The sequence below is a fragment of the Enterobacter cloacae complex sp.6700776 genome, from assembly GCF_048284255.1.
GTDB lineage: Bacteria > Pseudomonadota > Gammaproteobacteria > Enterobacterales > Enterobacteriaceae > Enterobacter > Enterobacter intestinihominis.
In genome coordinates this window covers 211100-228239 of sequence record NZ_JBLVYK010000002.1, presented here as the reverse complement: position 1 = coordinate 228239, position 17140 = coordinate 211100, and the positions used below count along the sequence as shown (strand labels likewise).

General features: G+C 56.0%; 11 protein-coding genes and 3 tRNA genes. 6 read left to right on the top strand and 8 right to left on the bottom strand.

Going from position 1 to position 17140, the window contains the following annotated elements; all coding sequences use genetic code 11:
- Complete coding sequence (gene gcvA, locus ACNQ0T_RS05110; RefSeq protein WP_022649222.1) at nucleotides 1–918, bottom strand: glycine cleavage system transcriptional regulator GcvA; 918 nt, start codon at nucleotides 916–918, stop codon at nucleotides 1–3.
- A gap of 350 nt (nucleotides 919–1268) precedes the next feature.
- Nucleotides 1269–1496 (bottom strand): YgdI/YgdR family lipoprotein, encoded by a 228-nt coding sequence (locus ACNQ0T_RS05105; protein ID WP_015571738.1) that lies wholly within the window; start codon nucleotides 1494–1496, stop codon nucleotides 1269–1271.
- A 192-nt stretch (nucleotides 1497–1688) separates the two neighbouring features.
- Between ACNQ0T_RS05105 and csdA the strand changes: the two genes are divergently transcribed.
- Entirely contained in the window at nucleotides 1689–2894 is a 1206-nt protein-coding gene (gene csdA / locus ACNQ0T_RS05100) for a cysteine desulfurase CsdA (protein ID WP_063849459.1), read from the top strand.
- Nucleotides 2894–3340, top strand: a complete 447-nt coding sequence (gene csdE, locus ACNQ0T_RS05095; protein ID WP_023298505.1) for a cysteine desulfurase sulfur acceptor subunit CsdE — start codon at nucleotides 2894–2896, stop codon at nucleotides 3338–3340. Before csdA ends, csdE begins: the two co-directional genes overlap by 1 nt.
- Here csdE and tcdA read toward each other — a convergent pair.
- Complete coding sequence (tcdA, locus tag ACNQ0T_RS05090; RefSeq protein WP_006811804.1) at nucleotides 3331–4137, bottom strand: tRNA cyclic N6-threonylcarbamoyladenosine(37) synthase TcdA; 807 nt, start codon at nucleotides 4135–4137, stop codon at nucleotides 3331–3333. The two genes, csdE and tcdA, sit on opposite strands and share 10 nt — an antisense overlap.
- 75 nt (nucleotides 4138–4212) lie before the next feature.
- Nucleotides 4213–5310 (bottom strand): murein transglycosylase A, encoded by a 1098-nt coding sequence (mltA, locus tag ACNQ0T_RS05085; RefSeq protein ID WP_022649225.1) that lies wholly within the window; start codon nucleotides 5308–5310, stop codon nucleotides 4213–4215.
- A gap of 208 nt (nucleotides 5311–5518) precedes the next feature.
- Between mltA and ACNQ0T_RS05080 the strand changes: the two genes are divergently transcribed.
- From ACNQ0T_RS05080 to ACNQ0T_RS05070, 3 genes are all read left to right on the top strand, one after another.
- Nucleotides 5519–5595: transfer RNA gene (locus ACNQ0T_RS05080), tRNA-Met, on the top strand.
- A 44-nt stretch (nucleotides 5596–5639) separates the two neighbouring features.
- Nucleotides 5640–5716, top strand: a tRNA-Met gene (locus ACNQ0T_RS05075).
- A 44-nt stretch (nucleotides 5717–5760) separates the two neighbouring features.
- Nucleotides 5761–5837: transfer RNA gene (locus ACNQ0T_RS05070), tRNA-Met, on the top strand.
- Nucleotides 5838–5926: 89 nt separating this feature from the next.
- Here ACNQ0T_RS05070 and amiC read toward each other — a convergent pair.
- Nucleotides 5927–7180 carry an N-acetylmuramoyl-L-alanine amidase AmiC gene (gene amiC, locus ACNQ0T_RS05065; RefSeq protein ID WP_022649226.1) on the bottom strand — a complete coding sequence of 418 codons (1254 nt, stop codon included), beginning with the start codon at nucleotides 7178–7180 and terminating at the stop codon, nucleotides 5927–5929.
- Between the two features lie 227 nt (nucleotides 7181–7407).
- On the opposite strand from amiC, the gene argA reads away from it, so the two are divergent.
- A complete protein-coding gene (argA, locus tag ACNQ0T_RS05060) occupies nucleotides 7408–8739 on the top strand; it encodes an amino-acid N-acetyltransferase (protein WP_022649227.1) in 1332 nt (443 codons plus the stop codon).
- 33 nt (nucleotides 8740–8772) lie between these two features.
- Here the strand turns inward: argA and recD are convergent, their stop codons facing one another.
- The 3 genes from recD to ptrA are packed head-to-tail and all read right to left on the bottom strand — an operon-like array spanning nucleotide 8773 to nucleotide 17011.
- On the bottom strand, nucleotides 8773–10593 hold the full coding sequence (gene recD / locus ACNQ0T_RS05055; RefSeq protein ID WP_058676758.1) for an exodeoxyribonuclease V subunit alpha: 1821 nt from the start codon (nucleotides 10591–10593) through the stop codon (nucleotides 8773–8775).
- The gene (recB, locus tag ACNQ0T_RS05050; protein WP_022649229.1) at nucleotides 10590–14132 is read right to left on the bottom strand and encodes an exodeoxyribonuclease V subunit beta; all 3543 of its coding nucleotides are present in this window, start codon (nucleotides 14130–14132) and stop codon (nucleotides 10590–10592) included. Before recB ends, recD begins: the two co-directional genes overlap by 4 nt.
- Nucleotides 14129–17011, bottom strand: a complete 2883-nt coding sequence (ptrA, locus tag ACNQ0T_RS05045; protein ID WP_417929701.1) for a pitrilysin — start codon at nucleotides 17009–17011, stop codon at nucleotides 14129–14131. The genes recB and ptrA overlap by 4 nt, the downstream gene beginning before the upstream one ends.
- Nucleotides 17012–17140 lie beyond the last annotated feature (129 nt).

Below are 17140 nucleotides of genomic sequence, written 5' to 3'. Positions count from 1 at the left end.
TTATTGTTCATACCTGAAGCGGAATTTTTCTTGCTCGCTTGCCGCTTTCGCCAGTATCCACTGCCGGAAAGCGGCTATTTTACCCAGTTCTGCCTGACTGTCATGACAAACCAGATAAAATGCATTCTTGCTGACCAGTACATCGTTAAATGGGCAAACCAGACGGCCTGCCTCAATTTCGGACTGCGCCATGACGTTATTCGCTAATGCCACGCCCTGCCCGTGAATGGCAGCCTGTAACACCATCGCGCTGTGGCTAAAAATGGGCCCCTGCTGCACGTTTATATGATTAAGACCTAACTGGCGGGTATAAGTTTGCCAGTCGCGACGCGACGCATCGTGCAAAAGCGTGTGTTGCGCCAGATCGGCGGGCGTTTTGAGCGCTTTCTCCCCCGTCAGCAGCAGTGGTGAACAGACCGGCAGCAGATATTCTGCGTATAATTTTTCAACACGCAAGCCCGGCCAGTTACCACGACCGTAAAAAATCGCCACATCCACATCGTCTGCAAGCTTGTCTTCCTGACGGTCCACCGCCTGGATTCGGACATCGATTCCCGGATAAGTTGAGTTAAAGCTTGAGAGTCGCGGCACCAGCCACTGAATGGCAAAACTGGGCAATAAACTCACAGTCAGGGCGCCTTTTGCGCTCCGTGCCTGAAGCTTACGGGTGGCTTCCGTCAGCTGGGAGAAAATCTCTTTAATATCCTGAAAATAGCTCTGCCCTTCTTCGGTCAACAGCAACGAACGGTTGCGTCGACGGAACAGCTTAAGCCCCAGAAAATCCTCCAGAGACTTGATTTGATGACTTACTGCGGCCTGTGTCACAAAAAGCTCATCGGCTGCGCGGGTGAAGCTGAGGTGGCGTGCTGCTGCATCAAAAACACGTAATGCATTTAGGGGTGGCAATCGCTTGGACATGGTTATCTGGCTTAGATGTTAACGAGATTTAACATATAGGAAACAACGTTTAACCTATTAGTTTTTTTTATCTGAGCCATTATAATTTGTCCGTTGAGGAACTACCAGCAAATACCTATAGTGGCGGCACTTCCTGAGCCGGAACGAAAAGCTTTTTTTGGAATGCGTGTTCTGAAGGGCTTTTGGCTTACGGTTGTGATGTTGTGTTGTTGTGTTTGCAATTGGTCTGCGATTCAGACCACGGTAGCAACGCTACCAATTTTTCACTTCCTGTACATTTACCCTGTCTGTCCATAGTGATTAATGTAGCACCGCCAACTTGCGGTGCTTTTTTTTCGCTTATCTAACTGTTAATGCTCGATTTCTTTCATCTCTTTCACGTCACTGCGATTGATCTGCTGTTTGTTCCCGTTAGCATCTTTGTATGAAATCATCCCGGTATCATTATCGGTTGTCGGTTTCCCTTCAGAGACGATAGATCGACCATCGTTGGTATGCATTACGTAGTTATTTCCAGAACATGCGCTCAGGGCAAAGGTCAACGCACAGGCAGAAATGATTGCAGCTGTCTTTTTCATGATTATTCTCCTTTAGCAATTAATGCTATTCAAACCTCGATTTATAACAGGCTAAAACATCCGCCTAACACTATTTAGCATAACCTGCTTTTTCAGACTCGCCAGGATAAGCAGACAAATCTGATAGATATCAACTTCCTTGCCCTGCCGATAAATTTGCGCGACGATCGTAGAATCGATATGAGGAATTCCATGAACGCTTTCAGTCCTGCGCAGTTTCGCGCACAGTTTCCTGCGCTGGCCGATGCCGGCATTTATCTTGATAGCGCCGCCACGGCCCTTAAGCCGCAAGCGGTGATTGAGGCAACCCGCCAGTTTTACAGCCTGAGCGCCGGGAACGTGCATCGCAGCCAGTATGCCGACGCGCAGCGCTTAACGGCGCAATACGAAGCCGCACGGGATCAGGTCGCGCGCCTGATCAATGCTGACAGCGGTAAGAACATCGTCTGGACGCGGGGCACTACCGAGGCCATTAACATGGTGGCGCAATGTTACGCGCGTCCGCTGTTGCAGCCCGGGGATGAGATGATCGTCAGCGAGGCGGAACACCACGCCAACCTGGTGCCCTGGCTGATGGTGGCCGAACAAACCGGGGCACGGGTTGTAAAACTCCCGTTGGGTACAGACTTCCTGCCTGACGTGGCGCGTCTGCCTGAGCTGATTACGCCGCGCAGCCGTATTCTGGCGCTGGGGCAGATGTCCAACGTCACCGGCGGCTGTCCGGATCTGGCGCGCGCCATTGAGATTGCCCATGCCAGCGGCGTGGTGGTAATGGTCGACGGTGCGCAGGGTGTGGTGCATTTTCCGGCTGACGTTCAGGCGCTGGATATCGACTTCTATGCCTTCTCAGGGCATAAATTGTACGGGCCAACCGGTATCGGCGCGCTGTACGGCAAACCTGAACTGCTGGCCCGGATGACGCCGTGGCTCGGCGGCGGCAAGATGATTACCGAAGTCACCTTCGACGGTTTCAAAACGCAGGATGTGCCTTACCGCCTGGAAGCCGGTACGCCGAACGTGGCAGGGGTTATCGGTCTGAGCGCAGCGCTCGAATTTCTCGCAGATACGGACGTGGCTCAGGCTGAAAGCTGGAGCCGGGGCCTGGCGACGCTGGCAGAAGAAGAGCTTAAGAAACGCCCCGGGTTTCGCTCGTTCCGCGTCCAGGACTCCAGCCTGCTCGCCTTTGATTTTGCGGGTGTACACCATAGCGACATGGTGACGCTGCTTGCCGGATACGGCATTGCCCTGCGCGCAGGACAGCACTGCGCCCAGCCGCTGCTGGCGGCCATGGGGGTGAGCGGTACCCTGCGCGCCTCGTTTGCACCGTACAACACAAAAAGTGACGTCGACGCGCTGGTTTCCGCCGTCGACCGCGCCCTGGAATTACTGGTGGATTAATGACAAGTTCAGCCTTAGCCGGGCATCCGTTCGGCACCGTTATCACTGAAGAGACGTTAAAACAGACCTTCGTCCCGCTCACGCAGTGGGAAGATAAATATCGTCAGTTGATCCTGCTGGGCAAACAGTTGCCCACGCTGTCAGACGAACTGAAATCGCAGGCGAAGGAGATAGCTGGCTGCGAGAACCGCGTCTGGCTTGGGTTTAGCATATCCGGTGAGAAACTGCATTTCTTCGGCGACAGCGAGGGACGCATTGTTCGCGGTCTGCTGGCGGTGCTGTTGACCGCAATCGAAGGGAAAAGCGCCGCAGAGCTGCTGGTGCATTCTCCGCTGGCGCTGTTTGATGAGCTGGGACTTCGCACGCAGCTTAGCGCCTCGCGCGGTCAGGGACTGATTGCGCTAAACGACGCGGTGCTGGATGCCGCCCGTCAGGCTCAGGCCTGACGTTCCGCCTTCGCCATCATCTTCTTCAGGGCGTGAGAGACCGCCACAAAGCCGAAGGAGGCGGTCACCATGGTGGCCGCTCCAAACCCTGAGGCACAATCCATCCGCTTTGGCCCTTCCGCTGTGCTTTTCATTGCACAGACCGAACCATCCGCCTGCGGATAAACCAGCGCTTCTGTCGAGAACACACAGTCCACGCCCAGCTTGCCTTTACTGTTCTTCACCACGTTGAAGTCGCTTTTTAAGCGCTCGCGCAGCTTAGCAGCCAGTGGATCCTGAATGGTTTTCGCCAGATCTGCCACCTGGATCTGCGTCGGATCAATTTGTCCACCCGCGCCGCCCGTTGTCACCAGCGGCACCTTGTAACGACGACAGTAAGCGATCAGCGCCGCTTTTGGCCGCACGCTGTCGATGGCGTCAATCACATAGCTGTAGCCTTTGCTCATGTACTCCGCGACGTTATCTGCCGTCACAAAGTCGTCAATCACCGTTACGCGGCACTCCGGGTTGATGAGACGAATACGCTCCGCCATCACCTCGGACTTCGCCAGACCGACGTTATCACGCAGGGCGTGGATCTGACGGTTAGTGTTAGTGACGCAGACGTCATCCATATCAATCAACGTAATTGCGCCAATGCCGGTTCTCGCCAGCGCTTCTGCCGCCCACGAACCCACGCCACCAATGCCCACCACGCAGACATGCGCATCCGCGAACAGTTGCAGGGCTTTTTCACCGTATAACCGTGCCGTGCCGCCGAAACGCTGGCGCCAGGCATCGCTGATTACCACAGACATAAAACCTCAGATGTAAAAAGGGTGAGGTATTCCTCACCCTGAACCGTAATCCGTCTTGCGCTCAGAATACCACACTCAGCCGCTAAATACGTTCCCGGTACCCGGCGCTGTCTTCAGCACCCACACGCGCCCGTAGTGGTTATACCAGCCTGCACGATGCCCTGCATCCGGGCCGATGCCCTGGTAAATATCGAAGTGCTGACCTTTAATCGCCCCGCCCACGTCCAGCGCCACCATCAGGCGTAATTCATACTTGCCGTTGAATTTGCCGTTGTTGTCGAGGAGAGGAACTTCCGCCAGCAGCGTGGTACCCGCCGGGATAATCGAACGATCCGATGCCACAGAAGCGCGGCCAATCAGCGGGACGGCGCTCGCCCCTTTCACCGGCGCAAAGTTCTGCGGTTTGAAGAAGACAAACGATGGATTCTGCTCAAGCAGCTCACGCACTTCCGCTTCGCTGTGTTTTTCGCCCCACTCGCGGATCGCCTGCATCGACATATCTTCTCGTTTCACTTCACCACGGTCGATGAGCACCTTACCGATGCTGCGATAGGCATGGCCGTTTTTCCCGGCATAGCTAAAGAAGTTCAGCGGCGAGCCGTCGCCAAAATCAATATAGCCGCTGCCCTGCACGTCCATGATGAAGTTATCCATCAGCGAGTTGCTGTAGGCCAGCACGTAATTTTCGCTAAGCGCACCGGCATAGATTTCAGCGCGGGACGGGAGACGACCGCGTTTTGGCGGCATGCGGTAAATCGGATACTGGAATTCGCCCTGACGCGTGTGTCGTGCCTGGACAACCGGGGTGTAGTAGCCGGTAAACTGAACGTTACCGTAGTTATCCGCCCCTTCCATCTGCCACGCGTCAATACCAAACTGGCGCATATTGCGCGTATCACCGCCAGCACGCAGCCAGTCCTGCACTGCACTATAAACGTTGTTCTGTGAGCCATACAGGCGTGGCGACGCTTTGCGGATCTGGTATACCTGCTCGGAGAAATCCCCGGCATTGATTGGAGCACCCACGGCATCTGGCTGGTTAACTAAAGAGAAAGGCTGGGATAACTTCCCGTCTTTATACTGTTGACCGCGATCGGTCGGTTTGGAAGAGCAGGCCGCAAGAATCGCTACCATTGCGCCTGTCATCAGATACTTCACCCAACGTCCTTTCATTATATCTCGTCTTTTAGTTGCCCAATTCCGCGTGATGAAGATAACAAACCCACCGTGGTAATGAAATGCGATCGCCTTCCCTTTGGCAAATTCTGGACAAAAAATAGTCCAAAGTGGCTATTCCCGTTCATTTTGCATACAAAATAATGAATTATGCGAAAAAGGGGTTGCATCACAAACCTATCCGAGTATAGTGCGCTTCCACGGACGCGGGGTGGAGCAGCCTGGTAGCTCGTCGGGCTCATAACCCGAAGGTCGTCGGTTCAAATCCGGCCCCCGCAACCAATTAAAATTTGATGAAGTATCTTCTACGACTGTAGAAAGACGGACGCGGGGTGGAGCAGCCTGGTAGCTCGTCGGGCTCATAACCCGAAGGTCGTCGGTTCAAATCCGGCCCCCGCAACCAATCAAATTTGAAGAAGTAAGTTTCTACAAGTGTAGAAAGACGGACGCGGGGTGGAGCAGCCTGGTAGCTCGTCGGGCTCATAACCCGAAGGTCGTCGGTTCAAATCCGGCCCCCGCAACCAACACTTCTTAAAACAATAAACACCCTTAAGGGTGTTTTTTTGTATCTGCCGTTTGTGAAAGTGCCGGGCGAGATACCCGGCGTAATATCCTATCCCCGCCGCGCCAGCGTTTCCCCGTCTGAGAAATAGGCCCGAATACCCGCCAGAATCGACTCCGCCACTTCCTGCTGGAATTTAGCCGTCTTGAGCTTGCGTTCCTCTTGCACGTTACTGATAAACGCGGTTTCGACCAGAATGGACGGAATATCTGGCGCTTTCAGTACTGCAAATCCGGCCTGCTCGACGCTGTTTTTGTGCAGCTTGTTGACCCGGCCCAGTTTGCCCAGCACCGCTTTACCAAACTTCAGACTGTCGGTAATGGTCAGCGACTGCACCATATCAAACAGCGTATGGTCGACGTAACGATCCCCGCTTTTGCTCACGCCACCGATTAAATCCGAGGCGTTCTGCGTGTCCGCCAGGTATCTCGCGGCGGTACTGGTCGCCCCTTTCGTTGACAGGGCAAACACCGACGATCCGCTCGGCTGGCGGCTGGTGAAGGCATCCGCATGAATAGAGACAAACAGATCCGCGCGCTGCTTCTGCGCTTTCGCCACGCGGACCTTCAGCGGGATAAAGACATCTTCGTTGCGCGTCATGTAGGCGCGCATATTGCCCTCTTTGTCGATTAACGCCTTCAGACGACGGGCAATTTGCAGCACCACATCTTTTTCGCGGGTGTGATATTTCCCAACGGCGCCGGAATCTTCTCCGCCGTGGCCAGGATCGAGCATGATCACAATCGGACGATCGCGCCCCGCCCTGCCAGGCTTAGGACCACTTTGCGCAGGTGGGACCTGCCGCTGGAGATCGCCTTTGTTGTAATCTTCAAGTAACGCCAGGAGCGGATCCTGAATATCCGTTGCATTCGCCGGATAGAGATCCATTACCAGGCGCTCCTTAAAGGCGGCAACAGGCGCAAGGGCAAAGAGCTGCGGTTTCACGTTCTGCTTGAGCTCAAACACCATGCGCACGGTTTGCGGATCGAACTGCCCGACGCGCGCCGATTTGATAAAAGGATCGTCGCCACGGATCTGCGCCGCCATGCCTTTAAGCACGGAGTTGAGATTCACACCTTCGAGATCAACCACCACACGTTCAGGATTGCTGAGGGCAAATTGTTTGTATTTCAGCACGCGGTTGGACTCGACCGTCACGCGCGTATAGGTCGACGACGGCCAGACGCGCACCGCGACTACCTGGCTTGTGGCGGCAAGACCCACCTGGCTGACGCTAAGCAACCACATCGCCCCGGCCCCTTTTAACAGGCGGCGGCGGCTTATTGCTGAATTGGATCCCGACATGCTTCTCCCGAGCAAGAAATCTGATTGATGAACAAAACGCCCAAATTGACCGAAAACTTTAACGAATGACGCATAAACTGTCATCTATAAAAGGGTAAACAATCATACGTTAACGCACGGATTACTTATTATTTTCTGTGGGTCGCAGAAAATTTTGGCTTGCACACGCGGCCACAATCGAATAAAAATACATAAATAACGAATAAACATTCATTAAGGGTTGTGTCATGGTTAAGGAACGCAGAACCGAACTGGTCCAGGGATTCCGCCATTCTGTTCCCTATATCAACACCCATCGGGGGAAAACCTTTGTCATCATGCTTGGCGGCGAAGCCATTGAGCATGAGAACTTTTCCAGTATCGTCAATGATATCGGCCTGCTGCACAGCCTCGGCATCCGTCTGGTGGTGGTGTATGGCGCACGTCCGCAAATCGAAGCCAACCTGGCCGCCCATCACCATGAGCCGATCTACCACAAACATACCCGCGTGACGGATGCGAAAACCCTCGAACTGGTCAAACAGGCGGCGGGTCTGTTGCAGCTCGATATCACCGCCCGCCTGTCGATGAGCCTGAGTAATACGCCGCTGCAGGGCGCGCACATCAACGTGGTGAGCGGCAACTTTATCATCGCTCAGCCGCTCGGCGTGGACGATGGCGTGGATTACTGCCACAGCGGCCGCATCCGGCGCATTGATGAAGAAGCCATTCACCGCCAGTTAGACAATGGCGCGATCGTCCTGATGGGACCCGTTGCCGTTTCCGTAACGGGTGAAAGTTTTAATCTGACCTCAGAAGAGATTGCCACCCAGCTGGCCATCAAGCTGAAAGCGGAAAAAATGATCGGCTTTTGCTCATCACAGGGCGTCGTGAACGATGAGGGCGTGATTGTGCCAGAACTTTTTCCGAATGAAGCCCAGGCGCGCGTCGAAGCGCTGGAAGCACAAGGCGATTACTATTCCGGTACCGTGCGTTTTCTGCGCGGCGCCGTCAAAGCGTGCCGCAGCGGGGTACGCCGCAGCCACCTGATCAGCTATCAGGAAGACGGCGCGCTGTTGCAGGAACTGTTCTCCCGGGACGGGATCGGTACGCAGATCGTAATGGAGAGCGCCGAGCAGATCCGCCGTGCCACCATCAACGATATCGGCGGTATTCTGGAGCTGATCCGTCCGCTGGAACAACAGGGCATTCTGGTTCGCCGCTCCCGCGAGCAGCTGGAGATGGAGATCGACAAGTTCACCATCATCCAGCGAGATAACCTGACCATTGCCTGTGCGGCGCTTTATCCGTTCCCGGAAGAGCAGATTGGCGAAATGGCGTGCGTTGCCGTGCACCCGGATTACCGTAGCTCCTCGCGGGGGGAACTGCTGCTTGAACGCGTGGCGGCACAGGCGCGCCAGATGGGTCTGAGCAAGCTGTTCGTGCTCACCACGCGCAGCATTCACTGGTTCCAGGAGCGCGGCTTCACGCCGGTGGATATTGATTCTCTGCCGGAAAGTAAGAAAGAGATGTACAACTACCAGCGCCGCTCGAAGGTGTTAATGGCGGACCTGGGATAACAATCACCCTCTCCTGTCGGAGAGGGTGATTACTCAGACAGATTCAAAAATCGCGCTTAATCCGCTTCTGCGCTCGGTGCGAGTGGCAATCGCCTGACCCAGCACGCGCTCATCCGCATACAGCGACAGACGCTGGCGCGCACGGGTAACGGCGGTGTAGACCAACTCACGGGTTACGACCGGCGAAAGCTGAGTCGGCAGGATCAGCGCCGCATGGTTGAACTCTGAGCCCTGAGACTTGTGTACCGTCATCGCCCATGCCGTTTCATGCTCTGGCAGACGGCTGGGCTGGACGGACTTCACGCTGCCGTCCGGTAGCTGGAACCAGACGCGCAAACCGTTACCGCGATCGAGCGCAATACCGATATCCCCGTTGAACAGCCCCAGCGTACTGTCGTTGCGGGAGATCATCACTGGCCGGCCTTCATACCATCGCGAATGCTGCTGACGGTTAATTTTGCGTTTCTGCACCAGCAGCTGCTCCAGCCTGTCATTCAGGCCCGCAACGCCGAACGGCCCTTCCCGCAATGCGCACAGAAGCTGGTATTCGCCAAATGCGGCAATGACCTGCCCGGGCTGACTGCGCTGCTGCACGCAGCTCAGAAAACGCTGGTATCCCTGGAGAGCCTCCTCAAGCATAGCCTGATACTCTTCCCCGCTTTGCAGCGATTTCTTTTCAATGTCAGTGAAAGAGCCGTCAAACACCGTGCGCGTGGCATGCCGATCGCCACGGTTGACCGCCGCAGCCAGCTGGCCGATGCCGGAGTCGCTACCGAAACGGTAGCTTTTTTGCAGCAGGCACAGGCTGTCACGCAGTGCGCCTGCGACCGGCGAGTGATCGGGTTCAAGCGAGCAGCCGGTCAGGCGGGCAAGCTCCTGCGCCCGCGCGGCGGTATAACCGTAGCTGGCGTAGGTACAGATATCCCCCAGTACCGCCCCGGCTTCCACGGAGGCGAGCTGGTCGCGATCGCCCAGGAAAACCACGCGCGCATGCGGCGGCAGAGCATCGATCAGGCGCGACATCATGGTCAGGTCAATCATGGAGGCTTCATCCACCACCAGCACGTCCAGATGCAGCGGATTACCCGCATGGTAGCGCAGCCGCTGGCTACCCGGCTGCGCGCCGAGCAGACGGTGCAGGGTACTCGCTTCACCCGGGAAAAGCGCAAGCTGCTCCTGAGTGAGCGGCAGCTGTTGCATCGCACCGCCCAGTGATTCGGTCAGTCGCGCCGCTGCTTTACCGGTGGGCGCCGCCAGACGAATACGACATCGCTGCTCGCCTGATAGCTGGATCAGGGCTGCCAGCAGCTTTGCGACGGTCGTGGTTTTCCCGGTCCCCGGGCCACCTGAAATCACCGAAATCCGCCGCGTCAGGGCGACGGCCGCCGCCACTTTCTGCCAGTCTGTAGGCTCACCGGAGTCAAACAGCCTGTCCAGTGTCTGGCGAAGCTGCGCTTCGTCGCAGGGAAGCGGCGCGTTGGTCTCACTAAAGAAACGCGCTACCGTCAGTTCGTTTCGCCACAGACGGTTCAGATATAAGCGCTCCCCCGTCAGGATCAGCGGCGCCTGGTTTTCTCCCGGCCCGACGGCCGACGATTCGCGCAAAATTTTCTGCCAGTCCACCCTCTCCCCCAGCAGCGCAAAGCAGGACTGGAGGACAGGCGGCATTTTCTCGTCAACAACCAGACGCGAGAGCGGCAGACACACATGCCCCTCTCCGGCGTCTTTACTCAATAGGGCAGCGGCAAGCATCACGGCGGGCTGGTCAGCGGCAATCATCATGGCAAACTGCACATCCAGCTGACGCAGCACGCGTTGCTCTACCGCTTCCAGCAATAAGTCCTGCATCGTCATGCCATCTCCTCCGTGTTTGCTGCAAACAGGTTATCCATTTTATTAATCAATTCCGCATCCGGACGGGTGCTGAAGATCCCGGAGCGCGGATCGGCAGCGTCGACCCCGCGCAAGAAGAGGTAGATGACGCCACCAAAATGATCGTCGTAGCGGTAATCCGCAATACGGTGGCGCAAATAGCGGTGCAGCGCTAGCGTGTAGAGCTGATATTGCAGATCGTAGCGATGCATTTGCATGGCTGCCGCCATCGCCTGCTGGGTATAGGCTTCGCTGTTCTCGCCCAGCCAGTTCGATTTGTAATCCAGCAGGTAGTACCGTCCTTCGTGACGGAAGACCAGGTCGATAAAGCCTTTCAGCATGCCCTGCACTTGACGGAAGTTCAGCGGCGGGCAACCGGCTGAGAGCGGATCGTACTGACGGATAAGCGCATCGAGCGCGTCGGCCTTAAGCGGGCCTGCGACAGGCAGATAAAACTCCATCTCCACCTGCTTATTTCTGGCAGTTAGCTGACGAAGAGCGAAGCCCTGCTCAGTCAGCGGCGCCTGCAAAATGGCGTTGATCCAGTCAGTGAGAACGGGCTGCCAGTGCGCGTCATAGCCCCCGCTCTGTAGCATCTTCAGCACCCACTCCTCACTGACAGGCTGAGTAAAATCAAGCTCTTCAAAGAGGCTGTGCAAAAAGGTGCCCGGCGATGCGCCGCGTGGGAACTGATGCGGAGTTAACGTCGGTTCAACCGGAATATCACCCACCCCTGCGGCATCCACGTCCAGCTTCGGCATGAGATCCAGCGCAATACTTTGCCCGTGCTGTTGCAGGCCAGAATAGCTGGTGACGCGCCAGTCGTCGGCAAGCACCCGCGTGATCTGGCGCGCATTAAGATCGGTCGCGGGCTCTTGCGCCATTTGCCAGCGGCTATTGTCTGGCAGAGACGGGATATGCAGCGCGATATCGTCACCGCAGAGCGACTCAATGCAGAGGCGCAACCCCGCCGCATCTTTCGGCTCGCCACGCTGAATAAGCCGCCCTAACGCGCTTAAATGGAAATCGCTTTCCCCTGTTTTCTCCCCGCGACGGCGGAAAACCGGGGCGACGCCCAGGCTGCAATGCCAGACAGAACGGGTCAGCGCCACGTAAAGCAGGCGCAAATCCTCCGCCAGACGCTCCGCTTCTGCCAGTTCAACGCTGGTCTCCGCCTTGCTGAGATCGAGCACCGCATCGAAAGTCTCGCGGTCATGGTAAAAGGCCTGATCCTGAACCCGGTAGTTCGCGATGAAAGGCAGCCAGACCAGCGGATATTCGAGACCTTTGGATTTGTGAATGGTGACGATTTGCACCAGATGCTTATCGCTCTCAAGACGCATCTGCTGGCTTGAAGAGTTACTGTTTGGATCCGCGATTTGCTGCGCCAGCCAACGCACAAGGGCATGTTCACTTTCAAGCTGGGTACCCGCTTCCTGTAACAGTTCGCTGATGTGTAAAATATCGGTCAGACGCCTTTCACCGCCGGATGTCGCCAGCATATTTTCGGCAATCTGACGCCGTGTCATCAGCTCGCGCAGCATCGCCATGACGCCGCGCTTTTGCCAGCGTTCACGGTAATGGACAAACTCTTCTACCACCGCATCCCATGCGTTTTCGTCATGGTTGAGTTCATCAATATCCCGTGCGTTCAACCCCAGCATAGAACTGGCCAGCGCGCTTCGAAGCGTATTTTCGCGCTCCGGCGCCAGCACCGCCTGAAGCAACCAGAGCATTTCCTGGGCTTCCAGCGTGTCGAACACGCTGTCGCGGTTAGAGAGATACACTGACGGAATATCCAGCAACGTTAGCGCATCGCGGATTAACGCCGCTTCCTGACGACTGCGCACCAGCACGGTAATATCAGAGGCCTTTACAGGATATGCCTGTTCCCCCTTCCACAGTAGTGCCTCGCCGCGCGCGCCTGCGCTTAGCCAGTCACGGATTTGCGCGGCGCAGTGCTGGGCCATCGCCGCCTGATAATCGGCAACGCCATAGCCTTCCCCCTCAAGCAGCCAGAAGGTCATGGCGGGTTGTACCGCACCGCTGACTTCGAAGCGCAGGGATGCGTTTTTTGGGGCGGATTTCACCGGCAGGAAAGGGATTTCATTGAACATAAACGCCGTCTCCATACGGCTGAACAGCGCATTGACGCTCTCAACCATCCCCGGAGCGGAGCGCCAGTTGGTATCTAACGTGTAATGCGCGACCACCTCACTACGGGCTTTCATATAGGTGAAGATATCTGCCCCACGGAAGGCGTAAATGGCCTGTTTAGGGTCGCCTATCAGCAGCAGGGCAGTGTCGGGCTGCTGTCGCCAGATGCGGCGAAAAATGCGGTACTGCTGGGGGTCGGTGTCCTGAAATTCGTCAATCATCGCCACCGGAAAACGGGTACGGATCGCGCTGGCGAGCGCTTCACCATTCTCGCTGGACAGGGCTTCGTCCAGGCGGCTCAGCATGTCATCAAACCCCAGCTCGCCCCGGCGACGTTTTTCGCGCGCGACGGCCTGGCGGATCTCCGTCATGGCGCGGGTGATCATCAGGTCATTGAGCGTTAATGGCTCCGCAAGCAGCGCTTCAATCGCCACAAACAGGGGATGCTCAGGCACAATACCGTCGGCTTTGGTTCGCTCGGTCAAAAAGCGCTGCGAAAATTTTTCCAGTGCGTCCGGAAGCTGGTAACCCCGCGTCTCCTCCTGGGCCCAGGCACTGATCTTTTCGATCCACTTCCCCTGGTTCCCACGGTTGAACTTGCGTCTGTCGATGCCTGAGTTTTCGATGATTGCATCAATTTCACCAACCGACTCATTCCACTTCTGCTTAAGCGCGGTAATTTTGGCGACGATCTTTTCATGGCGCGAGGCCAGCGTTTCATCGGCAGGCGGAGGAGATTTAATGACCGGCGCTTCGCCTTGCAGGTAACGGTCGATGGCGCGAAGAAGCTCTTCCGGACCTTTCCACAGGGCGTGAACCGCTTCAGCAATGTCGCGCTGCAACGGATAACAGTGACGACGCCAGAAATCCGCACAGGCCTGATAGCGAAGCTCGGATTCATCTTCAATAAGCTGCTGCTCAAAGAGCATGCCGGATTCAAACGCATTCAGGCTCAGCATGCGCTGACAAAAACCGTGAATGGTGAAGACGGACGCTTCATCCATTTGCCGTTCGGCCAGCAGCAGCCATTGCGCAGCCTGTTGCTTATCCGCAATCTCGTCCAGCAGGCTCGCATAGAGGGGGTTATCCGTCGTCTGACGCAGACAGGCGATGCGCAGCTCATGAATGTTGCTGCGAATACGGCCACGCAGCTCGGCAGTGGCCGCTTCGGTGAAGGTTACCACCAGCAGCTCTTCCACGCTTAACGGGCGCGAAAAAGCGGCGTTGCCGCCGAGCCCCAACAGCAGACGCAGATAGAGCGCGGCGATGGTATAGGTTTTTCCCGTTCCCGCTGAGGCTTCAATCAGTCGCTCACCCTGTAGAGGTAAACTTAGGGGATCAAGCGGCTCAGCGGTATGGGTCATTCTTTCTTACTCCAGGGCATAGTTTGTTGCAGCGCGCTGACGCTCTTCCAGACGGTCCACTCTTTTGATTTTACGTAGTCCGTTTTCCCGTTCTGGCTGCCAGAAACCTGAGACAGGATGGCCATACCCTGCGGTTTTACTACCGCCTGATGGAAGAAATCGGCAACTTTTTGTGGCGTCAGCTGTTTTATTTCGGCCACTATTTTATCACGCGAATCAAATTTCATATTACCGCGATCAAAATCTTTGCTCAGCTGCGAGGCCTCTTCACCCAGCGTCTGCGGCGGTTGCATCACCTGGGCGATAACCGCCTGCTGGATCTGGGCAAACTCTTCCGGCTTCATGGCGCGCAGTTTTGCTTCCGCCTGCGGGAAGAATGCCTGATAACGTTGCCACAGGTAAGCAGGTTGTTTGTCGCTGCTTTGCAGAAGGAAGCCCAACCCCCACTGACGGCCCACATTCATCGAGAAAGCGAATACCGCATAACCCAGCTGCTCTTCGGTGCGCAGCTGGTTGTAAAACCACGGCTGAATAATTTGACCGAGCACCGCACTCTGGGCAGAGCTGGTAAATTCGTCATATCCGACAGGGACAAACACCGCGGCCAGCGCGGAATCCGTGCTGCTTCCCGCTTTTTCGAAGATCGCATTCTGCTTTTTCTCTACCAGCACATCCTGGTTACGGCACCACTCATCGCCTTTTGAACCCAGTTGCGCACGCACGTTTTGTGCCAGCTTTTTAGCCTGATCTTCGCTCATGTTCCCTACAACCAGGAACTCCGGACGGGTATTGGTTTTCAGCGAATCACGGTAAGCCAGCACCTCTTTTAAGGTGACTGAGGGCAATAACGCGCGGCGATCTTCGCGCTGGAAATAAGGAATTTGGGACAACATCTGTGCTGGCATAATCGCCTGATCGTAGGCTTTACCCTTCTCGGCAGAATCCATCATCTGGGCATACCAGGACTTAGCCTGCTCGAGCTGTTCTTCCGTAGGCGTATAGCTGAAATAACCGTCCAGCAGCGCCTGGAACAGCTGCGGCAAACGCTGGGTATAGCCGTTGGCATTCACCATCAGACCGTTATTGGCATTGGTGGAGAAACTGATACCGCCAACGGCAGCCTGGTTGCTGAGCTGATCGAGGGCAATACCGGCCAGATAATCGTTAAGCGCAAACAGCACCTGGTTTCTGGCGCTGTCCATTGCTTTAGGATTACGCAGCACTACGCTGACATCCGCTTTTGGCTCGTCGCCGAAATAGCGGCTTTGGGTGTAGACCACGCGCAGCGTCGGCTCATCAACAATCAGCTCCGGATGCGGATAGGCCTTTGCGGGTTTGATCAGCGAGAAATCGTCCGGGATGTAGGGGTTAAGCTCCGGTAACTTCAGCGCAATTTCCCCCGCCTTTTTCTGCCAGCCCGCGAAGGTCTGTTCGCTGATTTTTTCAACCTGATACGGGGCATCAACGAAGTAGGCCATTTTGTTATGCGGTTCGTTCGGGCTGATATACCAGACGCGGGCATTCTGCGGAGTCATCATCGCCAGACGCGCTTTGAGCGCCCCGGCGTCATACTGATCGGCAATATTTACCGCATCCAGCGTATGTTCCACCGGCACGCGGATCATGGTATCTGCCAGCCACTCGACGTAGTCCATATCACGCGTAATAGAGGGATAGCGGAAATCGAGATCCAGCACGTGCGCCAGCTCGTCGAAGTAGCGTTTATCGACGCCTTCGTCGCGCAGCAGAGAGAGGTAACTGAAAATGGCCGCAACGACGTCGTCACGGTGAGCCAGCCCTTTATCGGTCAGCGTCGCGGAGATGGCCAGCACGCCGCTATTCCCGTTTACGACGGGATCGGAGTCAGCGCGAATACCTTCCACCAGCCCCTGCTTTTGCAGCCAGTCGGAGAGCGTACCCGGGCTGCGGTTACCGATAAGATAAGTCACCAGCTCGTCGGTTTTGCTGCGGAACTGCGCCGTGTTGTTATCAATACGGAATTCAACGCGTAACACCTTGCGCGGCAAGGCCGGCACATAGTGAATAACAATGCCTTTTTGCGCGTCCGTGACAACCGGCACGTTAATCTGCGGCAGATCGATATTTTTATTTGGCACCCTGCCATAGGTCTGCGCAGCCATGTTTGCCAGCGTCGGCAACGGTTTATTGCTGTAAATAACCGCTTTCATCAGATTGGCGGAATAGTATTTTTCACGAAACGCATGCAGCGCATCGAGCACCGGGCTACCCGGCTTGTCGCTCAGCGTTTCAAGGTTGCCGCCTGAGAAGCGCGAACCCGGATGCGCCGGATTGATGGTTTCAGCGCTAACCTGCGCCATGCGCATACCGTCTCGCGTGCGCGCCATCGTAAGTTCGGCGTTTACGGCGTTGCGTTCCCGGTCAGCATATTTTTTATCCAGCAGCGGTGCGGCGATGGCATCCGCCAGACGGTCCACCGCCCCGTCAAGCGCATCATTTTCCACTTCCAGGTAAAACGCGGTACGATACGGCGCAGTGCTGGCGTTGTGGCTGCCGCCATGCATTTTCAGAAATTCGGACAGGCTGTCAGGCTGTGGGTATTTTTTAGACCCCATCAGCGTCATGTGCTCAAGGTAGTGCGCCAGTCCCGGATGGTCATCAGGATCTTCCAGCGATCCGACCGGCACAACCAGTGCGGAGAGCGATTTAACCGCCTGAGGATCGGAAACCAGCAGCACGGTCATCCCGTTATCAAGACGAATCGCCTGATACTGACGGGTGTCCTTATCGCTCTTACGGATTGTTTCCTGGACAGGTTGCCAACCGGAATCGGCCTGAGTGACGGGAGCCCAAAGGGCGATAAACAAAACAAATGCTTTGAACAAGGTGCTGCCTGGCATTACGACCTCTTTATCACGGCTACATCATTAACAACGTGCGTGCTGGACACGCCAGCATCTCTTTCTTTGGGTACATCAGTCCGTGATAAGAGGTGCATCATAAATGAACACCCCGTGCTGTGCAATTTT